We start from the raw sequence: 14695 nt of genomic DNA on the forward strand, positions 1-14695 counted from the left end.
ACCCATTAGGAGTTCGAATATGAACTTTTCAGTTTATTGGCAACATGCTGATGCAGTCAGTAAGACACTGTATTTCGTGTTATTGGCAATGTCGATTGCGACATGGACCATTTTTGTGCTGCGTTTAATGGGCACTCGCCAACTTAAACAGATTGCCTATGCTCAATTATCTAAAGCATTAGGACAATTGAAAAATAAAATGACTCCTTTGGCATTTGAACAACGTAAAGCTGTAGCTGAGCAGGCTTTATTGCGTCAGATCGCATTAGAAAAAGGCAATGCAGAAAAAGGTGTATCCGTCCTAGGTACCATCGCTTCAATTTCACCCTTTGTCGGTCTATTCGGTACAGTATGGGGGATCTTTCACGCACTGGTTGCCGTGGGTAAGAGTGGTCAGGCAGGTCTGGCACAAGTAGCGACTCCAGTGGGTGAAGCGCTAATCATGACCGGTCTGGGTCTGGCTGTGGCAATTCCTGCAGTACTTGCATATAACATCTGTGTACGTGTTAACCGTACTTTAAGCAATGAATTGCAAGACCATGCGCATAGCTTATTGATTGATACCATGTTGCAACAGGATTCTTCTGCAAAGAAGGCTGATGCAAAAGTAGCACAAGACAGTTTAGTTGGAGGTCAAGCTTAATGGCTTTTCAATTGGGTGAAGACAACGATACAGGCATGAATGAGATGAACCTCATTCCTTTGATCGACATCATGTTGGTATTGATGATCATCTTTCTGGTGACAGCGACCGTTGCGAACCCATCAATTCCATTAACTTTGCCGCAAACCACTGCAGAAATTATTGACCTACCACCTGAAAATGTCACCATTAGCATCAATGCCAAAGGTGATGTAGCGTGGAATGGCGATGTACTGACCCTGGATCAACTTGAAACCCGTTTCAATGAGGCGAGCCAGGCACAGCGTCAACCGACCATCGTATTGAAAGCAGATAAAGAATCACGTTATGACACTGTTGCTCAAGTGATGTCACGCGCGAGTGGAGCCGGACTCAGCGATATTGCCTTTGCAACCGATAATTAATTTTTTGCTCTCAAATAAAAAAGCGACTGATCTCAGTCGCTTTTTTATTGCCTTAATTTAATAGGGCATATGATCAAGCAGAATCCAGTCTAATGAGTTTTAAGCAGCGTCATAAACTTGTGTTGTAATTTATTCAGCTTGGGCGGAATCGCAAAATTACAGTAACCCTGATTCGGATTCTTGGCAAAGAAATTCTGATGATATTCTTCGGCAGGATAGAAAGTCGGTGCAGGGCTAAGTTCAGTCACAATATTCAGCCCTTCAGCTTTTAATGAATCTATTGTGAGCTGTGCAGTTTCTTTTTGCTCATCATTAAAATAATAAATCACAGAACGATATTGCGTGCCGACATCATTGCCCTGACGGTTTAATGTCGTTGGATCATGGGTTGCGAAAAAAACTTCGAGCAACTGACTATACGTAATCTGATTTTCATCAAAATCGATCAGGATCACTTCGGCATGATTGGTATCACCGCCACAGACTTGCTCATAGGTCGGATTAGGATTTTGTCCGCCCGCATAGCCACTGACGACCTTCTGTACGCCCTGAAGCTGTAAAAATACTGCTTCGGTACACCAAAAACATCCACCACCAAATAGTGCTTGTTGCATGGTTAAGTCCTCATCATTGTAGAGTGCTGATTATTGAATGTTCATATGAGTATGAAAGATATAAAGCCTGCACGACACAGGCTTTTTGTAGTCAAAACTTAGCGAGGCTGTACTGCACTTTCTAACTGAATGAGTAAATTGCCATGACGGTCCATTAATTTCAGGGTTTTACCGTAGACCTGATAATGGGTCACTTTGCTCAGTGCCTCCTTAAATTTTTGATCCAGACCGTCATTATCCAGACAAGCCATTTCGGTACTCGCCATCTGGCTTAAGTTGAGAGTATCTTTACCGGCAGTGTAGCTGCCCATGATACGGTTACAGCCATCTGCGCCAGACACGCGTTGAGTCACTGCATCGAATTGCAGACTTGGAATATTGCGTGCTGTCGGTGCTGTAGTAATTTCGGTATTACCAATCTGGTTCACAATCCAGGTACGATTTTGCAGGAGCTGTAAATTATTTTCAGTTTTGACTGATGAGGTACTAGGTACAGTTTCACAACCCGACATTGCAAAGACTGAACCTAAAATCATGATTGCTGTTAATTTTTTTAGCATGAGAGAGACTCTAATTCTGAGTTAGCTATTTGTATATAAACAAAAAAATTAAATATATGCCAGTTGATTTTGTATCTTTCTTTAAGTTAGATAACTTGGAAAATTATCTGGAATTCGACTCAGGTAGGCCTTGACGCAGGCGTTGTGAATACTCCTGACTGGAGATCTGACCGGTATCTCTAACTCGTGGATTAACATGTGCACGCTGATACCAGGTTTGTATATCCCAGCGTTGATCTAGCGCTTTTAAATCATATAAATAATCAGGTAAATACCCAGAAGCCAGCAAGCGGTAATCTGAAGGAAGCTGTTGTTGAGATACTGCCTGAGCCATATCAAAGACCAGAGTCGTGCAGTTACTGCTCAGGGTGTTATACCATTTAGGCTCTTTGGCCAGTTCATCAGCTTTACGCAGATATTCTTTAAATAGGGCTTGAGCTTCTGCTTGTGGCATTTTTAACGGAAAAAAATAGACCTGCTCGCCACGAATATTGCTACGCGTATATACAATGTCTTTTTCATCTGAGGCGACCAGACTTAGTTCATATTTTCGGAAGAAGCCGCCAATGGCAGAAAATTTCTCATTCTTTTCTTTGCGAATTTCGATCGAGAAGGCGAGTGGTTTCTGATTGGCAAAATCAAAACTGACCAGCGTATGGGCAATTTTAGGCCCCATCCAGTAAGAGGTAATGATGTTTACTCCGGTAATGTCGTTCAGGTCAAAACTCCGGCTTTCCCAGCGTTCGGTATATTGCCCCTCTGCTTGCCAGTCAAAATTACGGATATTGTGCAAGGTGACTTGATTGCCTTGCTGCTCATAGGAGAGCAGTCGGGAAACTTCAGGATTCCAGTCACGATCCTGACGAGGCTCCATGCTTAAATAAGCCAGTAAGCTGAACAGAAAGGCCAGCAAATAAAGCACTGTATCCACCTGTCGGGAAATCAGATGCTTGGTGAAATAAATGCCCAAGACCACACAGGCAAACACAAGCCAGAGACCAACCAGAATGATGCTGCCAATTTTGCCCAAGGGTTGTTGTACCCAGAGCATCAGGCTCAGCCAAAGGCTTGAACACAGGACAAATACACTAAACAGACTCCCTAATAACCACAGGCTCCAATGCTTTTCTGAATTGTCTTGTCCTTGCATGTTCGATCTTTTATAGAAAATAGGCTTTATTTTCTGTATGTTGCGAACTCAAATGCAATACCGGTTTTGTCATCGATATGTTGTTCTGACGCAACTTTTTTGAACTCGGCCGGAATTTCCGGATAGTAGGCATGACCCTGTACATCCAGTTCAACATGGGTCAGTTCCAGACGATCAGCGATCTCCAGAGTCTGTTTAAAGATTTCACCGCCGCCAATGATAAAAATAGCATTCGGTTTTTCTGAAGCCTGCACATCGGCCACGGCTTGAGTCAAGGCATCTTCAATCGTATGCGCGACTTTGACGCCTTCAAAGGACCAGTCAGGATCGCGGGTAATCACCCAGTTCACACGTTTAGGCAGCGCACGGCCCATCGACTCAAGCGTTTTACGGCCCATGACAATTACGCCGCCTTGAGTGATTTCCTTAAAGTGCTTGAGATCTGTTGAGATATGCCAAGGCAGGTCATTGTCCTTACCAATACAGCGCTGCTGATCCATTGCCACGACATGAACGACTTCTAAATCCTGAAATGCCATACCCATACTCAAAAACAGATAAAAATTATTGCTATTAAAATGCAAAATCCCACTTTAAGCAAAGTGGGATTTGAATATTTTCCGGGGTTTAACAGGAATTAAACTGCAACTGGCGCTTTAATTCCTGGATGTGATTCATAACCCACAATTTCAATATCTTCAAATTTGAAATCAAACAGGTCTTTAACTTCAGGATTCAGTTTTAACTGGCATAGGCCTAAAGGCTCACGACTCAATTGAAGTTTGGCCTGTTCAAAATGATTGGCATATAGATGCGTATCACCACCCGTCCAGACAAAATCGCCTACATCCAGATCACACACCTGCGCAATCATATGAGTCAGCAGGGCATAGCTGGCAATATTAAACGGAACGCCAAGGAAAACGTCAGCACTACGTTGATAAAGCTGGCAAGACAATTTGCCATTATGTACAAAGAACTGGAACAGGGTATGGCAAGGCGGTAAAGCCACCTGACTCGCTTCATTCGGATTCCAGCCAGACACAATCAGACGGCGTGAATTTGGATTGGTCTTGATCTCATTGATCAGCCATTTGATCTGGTCAAAACCATCCTGATTGTAGCTGCCATCTGAATTTTGAGTGGCACCAAAATTACGCCATTGATGGCCATAGACTGGACCAAGTTCACCTTCTGGACGACCAAAGCGTGAGGTCTGTTCCGCAGTGGCCCATTCATCCCAGATGGTCACTTTATTATCCTGAAGATACTTTACATGGGTATCGCCTTTCAGGAACCACAGCAGTTCAATCACGATCGAACGGAAATGAACTTTTTTAGTGGTAAGTAAAGGGAAGCCCTTGGAAAGATCAAAGCGCATCTGATGACCAAATACCGAGCGTGTACCTGTGCCGGTACGGTCGCCTTTATCGCCGCCGTTGTCGAGGATATGTTGTAAAAGGTCAAGATATTGGCGCATAGGTCTCTCTTAAAATCTGTTGCAAATTGCTTTTCTTTGAATTGGGCAATTTAAAATTGCGCTCATCATAACATTTTTTTGAGCACTTCCGCATAGCAGTGAAAATGATTAAACATGAGAGAAAAGGGTATAAAAAAGCACCCATGATGGATGCTTTTTTATCATCTTTTTTTAAGCTGTTGGCTTACCGGTGTGTACCGTATGGATCAGATCGGACAGGTCATAACCCAGAGATTCAGCATAGGCCAGATAATCCTGTTTGGTTGCTTCATCTAGTGTCGGCTTACGATGCAGGAGCCATAGATATTTCATGTTTGGCTCACCAACCAAGGCGGTCTCATAGTTGTCATCCAGTTTGAGAATCCAGTAATCCCCTTTGGTAAAAGGTACCCAGCGCAAACCTTCAGGCAAGAAACTGACTTCCAGTTTGCCATGTTCCGCATCAACAATAGTGGCTTCCCCAATAGATTCATCCAGTTTGCCCGCACCATCTAGACAACGGTTCTGGACGCGGACTGTGCCATTTTCATTCAGGCTGTAGGCTGCGGAAATATCAGTACTGTCTTCAGGTTGGTGTTTCATAGGCAGACGGGCAATTTCGTACCAGATCCCTAAATATTGTTCTAAATTGAAATTTGAAATAGTCTTTACATCATGACTCATATTTTTCTTCCTCATCATCTCAATTTAAATTTACTAAATCAGCCTAATACGAGAGTTGTTAGCCGGAATGATGTAATCCTGTAGTGAAATGTTGACTTTATTATCGTGAGTAAAATTACAGATTTAGTCAGAAAGGCGCTCAAATATTGATTTAGAAATAGTCTGAGCAGAACTGCTAATTAGGGCGTGTCCTCATTTGGCTTTACACCAAATAAACATGCAAGCAATGTAAATCATAGACTGGTAATTTCGTGCAAGCTTATCAAATCGGGTTGCAATCGCTCGGAAATGCTTCAATCTCGCAAACACATTTTCAACTAAATGTCTTAATTTATATAGATATTTATCAAACTCCTTATTCGATCTTTTACTATTTGATCTCATTGGAATGATGGGAATCATATCCTTGTTCTGGGCATATATTCTAATGTGCTCAGCATCATACCCCTTATCAGCAATGAGATAAGTTGCCTCGCCTACAGTATCAATCAGTTGTTTTGCAACTTGACTGTCGTGGACGCCACCCCCAGTGATTTTAAAATCAATCGGTAATCCATTCGCGTCGGTTGCAAGATGTATTTTTGTTGTTCGTCCACCACGTGATTGTCCAATTGCTCTTTCGAAACCATTCCGAGTTCCACTTGCATGTTGATGCACGCGTATGTAGCTTCCGTCAATGAATACCCATTCTTGATCCAAGACGCCTCGTAATCTAAAAAAAATTTATTCCACAATCCCTTGCTTGCCCAACGATTAAAACGATTATAAGCAGTTTGCCAAGGACAAAATTCTTGAGGAATATCACGCCATGTGGCGCCTGTACGCAGTTTCCATAAGATCGCTTCCATGATATTTCTACTATTCTTTGAACGGTAGCAACCATGTAATCGCATAGTATCTTGAATTTGCTGCCAGATATCATCGGTAAGAAGAGTACGTGCCATTGAAAATATAGAAATAAAAATAACTCAAAGGAGGATTTTAAGTATTTAAAACCAATTCTTCAAATGAGGACACGCCCTAATTTGAAAAGTAGTGAATTTATAACTTTTTTGTGAAAATTGTAAATTTTTTAAATCTAAAAGAAATAACAAGTTAAGTAAAATTAAATAAATGCGGAAAAATATATTTACATTTTTAACGTGAAAAGTAACATTTAACCGTCTAGTATTCACCGCGTGTTGAAGATTTGAAAGCCAAACTTACAGGCGAGGAGTACTTGGTCCAATATGATTTATGATCATCAAGTGAATATGAGCGAAGTGCATGCTCCTGTTCAAGCGAACGTCATAATTCGTTCCCAATCGGGACAAAATTCCAAACGTCAGCCTCAGCGCTATACCTCTGCGTCAGCTCGTAACAAAAACTCTGAATCTCGCAAGACTTTCGGTGCAATGAACGGCCAGCGTTTCGATATTGAAAAATTCACCAGCTACCTGCAAGGCATTACCCGCAGTACCAGTACACAGAAATGTGCACGCAGTATTCGCGTCGGATTGCAGTCTTCAGGTGCAAAAATTGTGAATCATCCTGTTGCCGCAGCTGACTGGGGTAACACCCTGCAGCAATTGGGCTATCGAAAAATCAACCTGTCTTTTGACCGTCCGAAAAAAGGTGATATCTATATTATCGACCGGACTTCACAGCATCAGTATGGTCATATTGCAGCGTATTCTGGTTCAGCCTGGGTTTCTGATTTTAAACAGAATGGCTATGCGGTCTATCGTAATTCCAATGTGAAATATACGTATTACCGTCTGGATTCCTATCTTTAAATCCGACGCTGAAAATTTCAGAACTTAAAAATGAAAGTCGCGAAATGGTTCAATCTTCGAAGCGTTTCGCACGTTGATTATAAATCGACACGATAAACAGTCCAATCGCCACAAAGCCTAAGCATTGTAGACCTAGCGCTACAGTTTCTCCGATCTCACCTGTTTTGGGTAAATAACCGATCAGGCTAATTACTGCCACAATCGGAATCGCCATCGTTAAAGCACGAAAACCTTCAGCATAAGGATTTTCAGGAGAAAGCTTTAATCTGAATTCACGCAAGACGTGCATCAGCATTCCAATCGCCAGACTGATTCCAACAAATATCGAACCCAGTTTCGTTACAGTCGATGCTATGTAAATTACGATACATACCGCAATAATAATGATGAGCTTGAGCTGACGATTGCAGTGTTCGGAATACCAGAATTCAAGCATGTGGTGAACCTGAATCCGGCTTGTTCTGATTAAGCAAAGACAGAGGCGAAAACAGGCAGATTGCCAAAGCCATAAAGGCAATTCCCTGAGCGCCTGGCAGCAAGATTTCACCCTGTTTCATGTTCATAAAAATCAGGCTGATTAATAAGGCAATCGGAATCCAGGTCAGGACACGATAGAACGGGCCAGTCGGATTTTTTGCTGCGAAATGAATTTTACAGTAACGACAAATCAGGAAAATAATTCCGGTACCGGCAAACATCAGGATGGCATCTAAAGGCAAAGGTTCCATCCAGTACAGACCTACGGCAATTGCAGCAATCACAACAAAGAACAGCAGTTTTTTTAGGATTGACACCTGCGGATTGAACCAGAACTCAAGCATGATGATGTATGAACAGAAAAGATAAAAAGCACTTTAGCATATTTTAAATATAAAAAAGCGAGGCAGAGGCCTCGCAATATTTATAAAAATTATACGTTATTTTTCTGTGGACCCCAGTCATAAACTTTCTTCTGATAGGCGTACCATAGCATCCACAGACCAATCAGGATCATTGGCAGGCTCAGGAATTGTCCTTTACTCATCCAGCCAATAAAGAGCTGACCATTATCCGGTTCACGGAAGAACTCGACGATAAAACGGGCCAGACCATAGCCGGTCAGGAATACCGCAGAAACCGCCATACGTGGACGTGGATTGCTACTGAACCACCACAGTACAATAAACAGAATCAGGCCTTCACAGAGCGCCTGATACAGTTGTGAGGGATGACGTACCAGTTGTAATGGATCAGTTGGGAAAATCATGCCCAAGGCAAAGTTTGGATCAGTCACTTGACGGCCATAGAGTTCACCACCAATAAAGTTACCGATCCGGCCAAACATCAGACCTGTCGGAACGCAGGGTGCAATAAAGTCTAGCGTCTGGAACCAGGCCATTTTGTATTTCTTGCACCACCATAACATTGCCAGGATTACGCCGAGGAAACCGCCGTGGAAACTCATGCCACCGGTCCAGATCTGGAACAGCCAGAGTGGGTTTTCCAAAAACTGAGAAAAACCGTAGAATAAAACATAACCAACCCGGCCGCCGATGATCACACCTAGCGCCCCAAAGAAAATCAGATCCGAGACCATATCTGGTGTCCAGCCGCGTTGTTTAGAGCGATAAGTCGCCAGTCCCCAGGCAAATAAAAAAGCCAAGAGATACATCAGTCCATACCAGTGGACTTGCAAAGGTCCGAGCGAAATTGCAACGGGATCTATGTTTGGATAGGTGAGCATTCCTGTTCCTTGTGATTCTGTTTTGCACAGATTTTAGCTGAAAGCGAAGAAAAATGTTGTACATTCAATGTGTAAAGATCGAGAGCATCAATTATGTGTATTGTGGCACTGGCTTGGCGGGTTCTGGATGAAACGCCATTATGTCTGATTTCAAATCGTGATGAGTTCTATCAACGTCCAACCCAGGCATTACATGAATGGGAGAACAGTCCGATTATTGCCGGGCAGGATCTTCAGTCTGGTGGTACCTGGATGGGTATAACGGTTTCAGGACGATGGGCAGTGATTACCAATTTCAGAGATGGTAATGACAAGAATAACTACCCAACTTCACGTGGACATATCATTCAGCATTTTCTGGAATCCGAATTGACACCTATCCGGTTTGCTCAAGAACTGGAAAAATGTCAATGTGATTATGCGGGCTTTAACCTGTTTGTCGGCGATCGAGAGCAGGCAGTCTATATGAGTAACCGTGGTGAGGCACCACAAGTACTAGCACATGGCGTGTATGTAGTGTCCAATGGCTTGCTCACGGAACATTGGGAAAAGACTCGACACCTGCGCAAGCGTTTTACCCAGGAATTTCTGCCCATGCTGCAGTATCCAAATATGCCTGAATCTGATCTTTATTATGCCGTTTGGGATATTCTGGAAGATGAACGCAAGATCATTCCGGAGTTGTTGCCGAAGACCGGGATTTCACATGAACTGGAACAGTTGTTGTCTTCAACCTTTATTCAAAGTCCGGCTTATGGCACGCGCTGTTCCAATTTCCTGAGAATGAAAACCGATGAGTGGCAGTGGCTGGAAAAATCCCAGCAGGGTGAAACAGCAGGACAGATCGTTGAACAAGTTATTCCGATTATTAGCTAAATAACAGTATTGGTGATGATATTTATAAAAAGATCAGTTTAAACAGTGAACTCTGAAAACAGATAGGTATGCTAGGATAAAGCCCATCTATCTACGCATTTTCAGCTTTCCTATGGCATTGCTCCTTCCGCTTATTTCATTTCTGATTGGATTCTGGGGCGTTCATTATTTAAAGTCGATCCGTCCATTCATGGCGGCCTTGCTGGCACGTCTTTTGATTCCCTTGATTGTCATTTACAACATGGTGTTTTATAAGCCGGGCAGTTTGTGGCTGATCGGTTTTAGTATCTTTAGCTCACTGTTTCTATTTGGCCTGTTCTTTCTTTTCTCCAAAGATAAATTGCGGGCATTATGTTTTAGTTATTTAAATGGGGTCTGGCTTGGCTTTCCTTTTGCCTTAGCTGTATTTGGTCCGGATGCCTTAAATACTATTGTTGCTCTTTATATTGGTGGTTCCTTATTTGGCAATGTCAGTGCAGTAGTGGCAGTCAGTGCTGAAAAACAGGCTCCCCAATTCATTATTAAAAATATGCTGAAATCCCCGCCAGTGATTGCGCTTTCTATTGCAGCGATTCTGTCCTTCTGGGATTTTAGTGCCTATGAAGCGCATCCGCTGATTCAATGGGGCTATGCAGCCAACAAGCTTCTAGTGACTTTTGCCGGTATGTGTATTCTGGGAATGTGGCTGAGTAAAGTCAGGATTCAACTGAGTGATTTAAAACGTAGTTTGATCTTGATCAGCGGTCGTTTTGTGCTGGCTCTAGGTCTGGCGGCAGGGGCTTATTTCTTGTTACCGATTCCACATCAAGCCCTGATTTATGCTGTGATGATGATGTATTTCCTGCTTCCACCCGCCGCGAATATTGTGGCACTGGAGACCCATTATCAGGGCACAGGTTATTCAGCCAAATATATCGCTTCAGGAACGATTGCGAGTTCAATTTTGATTGGAGTATATGGGGTGGTGGTGCATATGTTGGTACCGGGTTTATAAATTTAAAAGTTCTCTCTCCCTCTGGGAGAGAGTTAGAGAGAGGGTATAAAGTTTTTGAAAGTCCTTCCTTTATTAGGGAAGGGATTGAGGAGGATTAAGTTCTTTGTAGAAATGAATGAGAATAAAAAGTAAGGGGTGAGATGGAAGAATCCCTCCCAACCTCCCTTTGAAAAAGGGAGGGCTCCTTCTCCCCAAGGGTGAGGGAATGACCTCTAACTCCCTCCTAAAAGGAGGGAGGACTCCTTTTAGGAATTAGATTTATTTTTCCAAACTCGCCTTAAACAGTTTCATCGCCTGACCACGATGGCTAATTTTATTTTTTTCTTCTTTGCTCAGTTCCGCACTAGAAGTTCCTAGTTCTGGTAACCAGAATAATGGATCATAACCAAAACCATTTTCACCGCGTGGTGCTTCCAGAATTTCACCTTTCCAGATGCCCTGGAAAATTTGTGGCAGTGGATCTTCAGCATGCTGGACTAAGGCCAGTACACACACAAACATACCTTCAATCGCTTCACCATCTTTGCGTAACGGTTTTAGTCTGTTTAAAAGCTTTTCATTATTGGCTGCATCATTGCCATGTTCACCGGCAAAACGGGCTGAATAAATTCCTGGCATACCACCGAGTACGGGCACACAAATTCCTGAGTCATCGGCAATGGCTGGTTTACCCGAAATTTTGGACGCATGACGCGCCTTGATAATGGCATTTTCTACGAAGCTTAAACCGTCTTCAATCGCATCTCCGATATTTAGCTTGCCTTGAGGAATCACTTCAACCGGTAGTTTAAGCTCGGCAAACATCTTTTCGAATTCTGCAATTTTGCCTTTGTTATTACTTGCTAATACCAGTGTGCCTTGGGATAACCAGTCAGTTGAAGTCATGTTGAATCTCGTTGTTGAACTTTAAGGGAGGGACTATTTTAACCTTGCTTGCCAATTTACGGTAAGCGTCCGCTGAACCCCATGTCTATTTTTTAATTTGAGTTGGATTTCCAGCGGTGTGGTAGCAATTCTTCTATTTGGGTCACTTTATGGGTCGGCAATCTTTTCAGCACATCACTTAAATAGGCATACGGATCCAACCCATTCAGCTTTGCTGACTGGATTAAAGTCATGATGTTTGCCGCTCGCTGACCACTACGCAGCGAACCTGCAAATAACCAGTTCTTACGTCCCAACGCCCAAGGCCGCACTTGGTTTTCCACCCAATTATTGCAAATCGGTAGATTGCCATCATCCAGATAGCGGCTTAAAGCTGGCCAACGCTTCAGAGTGTAATTGATGGCCTTGGCGGTTGGAGAACTCGATGGCACCGTCAGTTGATGCTGGTTGAGCCATTCATACAGTTGTTGCATCACCGGTTGGCTATGCTGTTGTCGGTATTCGCGGCGGTGTTCTGCTGTACTATCGGTCTTTTTCCTGAGTTCTGCTTCTATCGCATACAGTTTCTGAATCAGCACTAATGCCTGTTCAGCGATCTGACTTTTCCCAGTCACATGTAGCTCATGGAATTTACGACGCGCATGCGCCATGCAGCCCACCTCAATGACATCGCCTGATTTAAAGCGTGCTTTATAACCACTGTAATCATCACAGACCAGATGGCCCTGCCAGCCATTCAGGAACTCTTCTGCATGCTGACCTGAACGGCTATCCTGAAAGTCATAGATCACCGCTTGAACTGGATTGTACTGTGTAGTGGCATAGGCCCAGACATAACCTTTCTTCGGTTTTTTCTCATCATCACCCATCCGCATGATGGTGACTGGTGTTTCATCGGCATGGATCACCCGCTGTTGCAGCACCACCTGTTTTAAGGCATTGGCCAGAGGTTCCAGTTCTACACCGCAGCGACCAATCCAGTCAGATAACGTGGATCTGGACAGATCAATGCCCGCCCGCTGATAGATCAGGCGCTGACGGTACAGCGGCAAATGATCGGCATACTTCGATACCAGCACATGGCTGAGCAGTTCAGGACTGGCAATACCTTTATCAATCACATAGGCGGGCATCGCTTGCTGAGTCAGGGTGTCACACTGATCACAGACCCATTTGCCACGTACATGCTGTTCCTTATAGAACTGTGCCGGTCTGAAATGCAGTTTTTCACTGATATCTTCGCCGATACGACGTAACTGGCAGCCACAACTGCATTGGGTTGATGCAGGTTCATGCTCAATACGGATGGTGTGTAGATGATCGGGCAGCAGTCGACGTTTAGGTTTGTTGACTGTGGCTTTGTGTGTCGCTGCATCAGTTTTATCTGCATTCAGCCGTTCCAGTTCCAGATCAACAGCGGCAATATCTTCTTCGACCGCTTCATCCCAGAGATGGATTTGTTTTGCGGTGAGATGTTCGTTTTTACTGTCGAATTTGTGCTTTTTAAACAGCGCAAGTTCATGCTCGTATTTTTGATTGAGAATGGAAAGATGCTGAACTTTGGCATCTAATTGCAGATTGGATACTTCAAGATGCTGAACTTTGGCATCTAATTGCTGGTTTGATTGTGCCAGAGACTGATGTTGCATTGCCAACTGTCTAGTAAATTCCAGCAGTTGTTCATGGGTCAGTTGGCTTAAATCAGGCAGTGTATTCATGACCGCAGTATGCCTGAGGTCATGAGAAGAATGAAATAGAACGTTTGGAGAATAGCAACTTGGACCAAGCTAGTTTAGAGCATTGTGACCACTTGCTGTCGTCCAATGCGCTGCCAAGGCAAACCCTGGATCAGTGCCTGTAACTGTTCTGGGCTGAGGGCTACGCTTTCACCCTGGTGAACTTTAGCCCAGTGAAATTTTCCCTGTTCCAACCGCCGAGCACACAGCCAGATCCCCAGTCCATCATGTACCAGCACTTTCATGCGATGGCCACGTTTATTACAGAACAGGTAAGCACAATGCGGTTTGATGTAGCCAAAGGCTCTCACCACCTGAGCCATGGCCGTATCCATACCTGCACGCATGTCCATGGGCTGAGTAGACAACCAGATTTCATCGATACGGATCATGTTGTAAGTGCCTTGAGTAATTTTGCTAAAGCAGACATTTCTGATACTTGCCATTTCAAGCCAATTTCTGCTTTTGAGTGGGGTAAAGTAATTTGAACCGTTAACATGCCAGTAGAAATAGGATCTAATGGTGCAGAGCAAGATAAGGCAATAAATGCAGGTTTATTCGGTAGTAGTGAGCGATCATTCCCTGGCTTAGCATCAATTAAGCGAATCCATTTGGATACAAGATTTGTATTCAATCCATGTTGCAAAGCGACCGAAGCAATTGAAACCTCCGATGCTTTACACGCCTGAACGATCTGCTGTTTAAATTCAGCACTATATGTTCTTCGTTTTATCGTAAGAGATGCGATGGATGTCTGGTTATTTGTAGTCATAAATTTAAGTTCCCACTTGTTTTTAAGTGAGGACTAAATTAAGGCTTATAGGACGAATTCATAAGGTGTGTTCAGCGGACGCTTACAATTTACGTGAAATAAACCGGTAATAAAAAAGCACCCGAAGGTGCTTTTAATTTTATCTATTTCTAAAACCTTGAGCCTTCATACAGTTATTAACCATATCTTCTCTATCCATTGCATCAATTTTGGCTAAGCCTAAATCATATTTACATTTTGCGAGAGCATTATCTGCTTCATATCTAGTTATGCCAGGCTTATTCCAAGTGTTGTAAGAAGTTGTTGAGACTGTACATGCGACTAATGGAAAAAATAACAGCAATGATGCATATCCCTTAAATTTTTTCATGTAAATTCCCTTTATAGGCTTTAGAAATAGTTTATTATTTTTAATATGTT

20 protein-coding genes are annotated in these 14695 nt (G+C 43.2%); 5 read left to right on the forward strand and 15 right to left on the reverse strand.

Annotated elements, in window-relative coordinates:
* Positions 1–19: 19 nt before the first annotated feature.
* Positions 20–643, forward strand: coding sequence for a MotA/TolQ/ExbB proton channel family protein (locus tag FOC32_RS06680; RefSeq protein WP_004781903.1), 624 nt, complete (start codon positions 20–22; stop codon positions 641–643).
* Positions 643–1047, forward strand: coding sequence for an ExbD/TolR family protein (locus tag FOC32_RS06685; protein WP_004781905.1), 405 nt, complete (start codon positions 643–645; stop codon positions 1045–1047). Before FOC32_RS06680 ends, FOC32_RS06685 begins: the two co-directional genes overlap by 1 nt.
* An 89-nt stretch (positions 1048–1136) precedes the next feature.
* Here FOC32_RS06685 and msrA read toward each other — a convergent pair whose 3' ends face one another.
* The 7 genes from msrA to FOC32_RS06720 form a co-directional block, all read right to left on the reverse strand.
* A complete protein-coding gene (gene msrA, locus FOC32_RS06690) occupies positions 1137–1661 on the reverse strand; it encodes a peptide-methionine (S)-S-oxide reductase MsrA (RefSeq protein ID WP_004781907.1) in 525 nt (174 codons plus the stop codon).
* 98 nt (positions 1662–1759) lie between these two features.
* Positions 1760–2221 carry an META domain-containing protein gene (locus FOC32_RS06695; RefSeq protein ID WP_005232292.1) on the reverse strand — a complete coding sequence of 154 codons (462 nt, stop codon included), beginning with the start codon at positions 2219–2221 and terminating at the stop codon, positions 1760–1762.
* Positions 2222–2324: 103 nt separating this feature from the next.
* The gene (locus tag FOC32_RS06700; protein ID WP_104426631.1) at positions 2325–3371 is read right to left on the reverse strand and encodes a DUF4105 domain-containing protein; all 1047 of its coding nucleotides are present in this window, start codon (positions 3369–3371) and stop codon (positions 2325–2327) included.
* 26 nt (positions 3372–3397) lie between these two features.
* Positions 3398–3910: a trimethoprim-resistant dihydrofolate reductase DfrA40 gene (gene dfrA40, locus FOC32_RS06705; protein ID WP_004781911.1), complete on the reverse strand. Its 513-nt coding sequence runs from the start codon at positions 3908–3910 to the stop codon at positions 3398–3400.
* 98 nt (positions 3911–4008) lie between these two features.
* Positions 4009–4851 (reverse strand): thymidylate synthase, encoded by an 843-nt coding sequence (thyA, locus tag FOC32_RS06710; protein ID WP_104426630.1) that lies wholly within the window; start codon positions 4849–4851, stop codon positions 4009–4011.
* Positions 4852–5022: 171 nt separating this feature from the next.
* A complete protein-coding gene (locus tag FOC32_RS06715; protein ID WP_004781957.1) occupies positions 5023–5514 on the reverse strand; it encodes a lipocalin family protein in 492 nt (163 codons plus the stop codon).
* 192 nt (positions 5515–5706) lie between these two features.
* Positions 5707–6458 (reverse strand): IS5 family transposase gene (locus tag FOC32_RS06720; RefSeq protein ID WP_228127233.1). Its coding sequence is split into 2 segments (ribosomal slippage): positions 5707–6224 and positions 6224–6458, totalling 753 coding nucleotides; the frame shifts between segments, so codons are not numbered across the junction.
* Between the two features lie 285 nt (positions 6459–6743).
* Between FOC32_RS06720 and FOC32_RS06725 the strand changes: the two genes are divergently transcribed.
* Positions 6744–7289 carry a CHAP domain-containing protein gene (locus tag FOC32_RS06725; protein ID WP_004781961.1) on the forward strand — a complete coding sequence of 182 codons (546 nt, stop codon included), beginning with the start codon at positions 6744–6746 and terminating at the stop codon, positions 7287–7289.
* Between the two features lie 49 nt (positions 7290–7338).
* Here FOC32_RS06725 and FOC32_RS06730 read toward each other — a convergent pair whose 3' ends face one another.
* The 3 genes from FOC32_RS06730 to lgt form a co-directional block, all read right to left on the reverse strand.
* Positions 7339–7725: a hypothetical protein gene (locus FOC32_RS06730; protein ID WP_004781963.1), complete on the reverse strand. Its 387-nt coding sequence runs from the start codon at positions 7723–7725 to the stop codon at positions 7339–7341.
* Positions 7718–8110 (reverse strand): hypothetical protein, encoded by a 393-nt coding sequence (locus FOC32_RS06735; RefSeq protein ID WP_004781964.1) that lies wholly within the window; start codon positions 8108–8110, stop codon positions 7718–7720. Before FOC32_RS06735 ends, FOC32_RS06730 begins: the two co-directional genes overlap by 8 nt.
* 89 nt (positions 8111–8199) lie before the next feature.
* Entirely contained in the window at positions 8200–9012 is an 813-nt protein-coding gene (lgt, locus tag FOC32_RS06740; protein WP_004781966.1) for a prolipoprotein diacylglyceryl transferase, read from the reverse strand.
* Between the two features lie 93 nt (positions 9013–9105).
* Between lgt and FOC32_RS06745 the strand changes: the two genes are divergently transcribed.
* Together FOC32_RS06745 and FOC32_RS06750 are read left to right on the forward strand one after the other, a co-directional pair.
* Positions 9106–9888 carry an NRDE family protein gene (locus FOC32_RS06745; protein WP_004781968.1) on the forward strand — a complete coding sequence of 261 codons (783 nt, stop codon included), beginning with the start codon at positions 9106–9108 and terminating at the stop codon, positions 9886–9888.
* A gap of 112 nt (positions 9889–10000) precedes the next feature.
* Positions 10001–10882, forward strand: coding sequence for a hypothetical protein (locus FOC32_RS06750; RefSeq protein WP_004781969.1), 882 nt, complete (start codon positions 10001–10003; stop codon positions 10880–10882).
* Between the two features lie 258 nt (positions 10883–11140).
* Here FOC32_RS06750 and rdgB read toward each other — a convergent pair whose 3' ends face one another.
* The 5 genes from rdgB to FOC32_RS06775 all read right to left on the reverse strand — a co-directional run bounded on the left by rdgB (position 11141) and on the right by FOC32_RS06775 (position 14645).
* Entirely contained in the window at positions 11141–11767 is a 627-nt protein-coding gene (gene rdgB, locus FOC32_RS06755; protein WP_004781971.1) for an RdgB/HAM1 family non-canonical purine NTP pyrophosphatase, read from the reverse strand.
* A gap of 92 nt (positions 11768–11859) precedes the next feature.
* The gene (gene tnpC / locus FOC32_RS06760; protein WP_005104480.1) at positions 11860–13485 is read right to left on the reverse strand and encodes an IS66 family transposase; all 1626 of its coding nucleotides are present in this window, start codon (positions 13483–13485) and stop codon (positions 11860–11862) included.
* 74 nt (positions 13486–13559) lie between these two features.
* Positions 13560–13895 carry an IS66 family insertion sequence element accessory protein TnpB gene (gene tnpB, locus FOC32_RS06765; RefSeq protein ID WP_004642106.1) on the reverse strand — a complete coding sequence of 112 codons (336 nt, stop codon included), beginning with the start codon at positions 13893–13895 and terminating at the stop codon, positions 13560–13562.
* Positions 13892–14275 (reverse strand): IS66-like element accessory protein TnpA, encoded by a 384-nt coding sequence (gene tnpA / locus FOC32_RS06770; RefSeq protein ID WP_005100737.1) that lies wholly within the window; start codon positions 14273–14275, stop codon positions 13892–13894. Before tnpA ends, tnpB begins: the two co-directional genes overlap by 4 nt.
* 139 nt (positions 14276–14414) lie before the next feature.
* The gene (locus tag FOC32_RS06775; protein WP_004781972.1) at positions 14415–14645 is read right to left on the reverse strand and encodes a hypothetical protein; all 231 of its coding nucleotides are present in this window, start codon (positions 14643–14645) and stop codon (positions 14415–14417) included.
* Between the last annotated feature and the right edge of the window lie 50 nt (positions 14646–14695).

The organism is Acinetobacter sp. FDAARGOS_724 (genome assembly GCF_013364475.1).
Taxonomy (GTDB): domain Bacteria; phylum Pseudomonadota; class Gammaproteobacteria; order Pseudomonadales; family Moraxellaceae; genus Acinetobacter; species Acinetobacter variabilis.

Coding starts and splice junctions, on each gene's coding strand:
- FOC32_RS06680 (WP_004781903.1), top strand. CDS start 20: ATGAACTTTTCAGTTTATTGGCAACATGCTGATGCAGTCAGTAAGACA.
- FOC32_RS06685 (WP_004781905.1), top strand. CDS start 643: ATGGCTTTTCAATTGGGTGAAGACAACGATACAGGCATGAATGAGATG.
- msrA (WP_004781907.1), bottom strand. CDS start 1,661: ATGCAACAAGCACTATTTGGTGGTGGATGTTTTTGGTGTACCGAAGCA.
- FOC32_RS06695 (WP_005232292.1), bottom strand. CDS start 2,221: ATGCTAAAAAAATTAACAGCAATCATGATTTTAGGTTCAGTCTTTGCA.
- FOC32_RS06700 (WP_104426631.1), bottom strand. CDS start 3,371: ATGCAAGGACAAGACAATTCAGAAAAGCATTGGAGCCTGTGGTTATTA.
- dfrA40 (WP_004781911.1), bottom strand. CDS start 3,910: ATGGCATTTCAGGATTTAGAAGTCGTTCATGTCGTGGCAATGGATCAG.
- thyA (WP_104426630.1), bottom strand. CDS start 4,851: ATGCGCCAATATCTTGACCTTTTACAACATATCCTCGACAACGGCGGC.
- FOC32_RS06715 (WP_004781957.1), bottom strand. CDS start 5,514: ATGAGTCATGATGTAAAGACTATTTCAAATTTCAATTTAGAACAATAT.
- FOC32_RS06725 (WP_004781961.1), top strand. CDS start 6,744: ATGATTTATGATCATCAAGTGAATATGAGCGAAGTGCATGCTCCTGTT.
- FOC32_RS06730 (WP_004781963.1), bottom strand. CDS start 7,725: ATGCTTGAATTCTGGTATTCCGAACACTGCAATCGTCAGCTCAAGCTC.
- FOC32_RS06735 (WP_004781964.1), bottom strand. CDS start 8,110: ATGCTTGAGTTCTGGTTCAATCCGCAGGTGTCAATCCTAAAAAAACTG.
- lgt (WP_004781966.1), bottom strand. CDS start 9,012: ATGCTCACCTATCCAAACATAGATCCCGTTGCAATTTCGCTCGGACCT.
- FOC32_RS06745 (WP_004781968.1), top strand. CDS start 9,106: ATGTGTATTGTGGCACTGGCTTGGCGGGTTCTGGATGAAACGCCATTA.
- FOC32_RS06750 (WP_004781969.1), top strand. CDS start 10,001: ATGGCATTGCTCCTTCCGCTTATTTCATTTCTGATTGGATTCTGGGGC.
- rdgB (WP_004781971.1), bottom strand. CDS start 11,767: ATGACTTCAACTGACTGGTTATCCCAAGGCACACTGGTATTAGCAAGT.
- tnpC (WP_005104480.1), bottom strand. CDS start 13,485: ATGAATACACTGCCTGATTTAAGCCAACTGACCCATGAACAACTGCTG.
- tnpB (WP_004642106.1), bottom strand. CDS start 13,895: ATGATCCGTATCGATGAAATCTGGTTGTCTACTCAGCCCATGGACATG.
- tnpA (WP_005100737.1), bottom strand. CDS start 14,275: ATGACTACAAATAACCAGACATCCATCGCATCTCTTACGATAAAACGA.
- FOC32_RS06775 (WP_004781972.1), bottom strand. CDS start 14,645: ATGAAAAAATTTAAGGGATATGCATCATTGCTGTTATTTTTTCCATTA.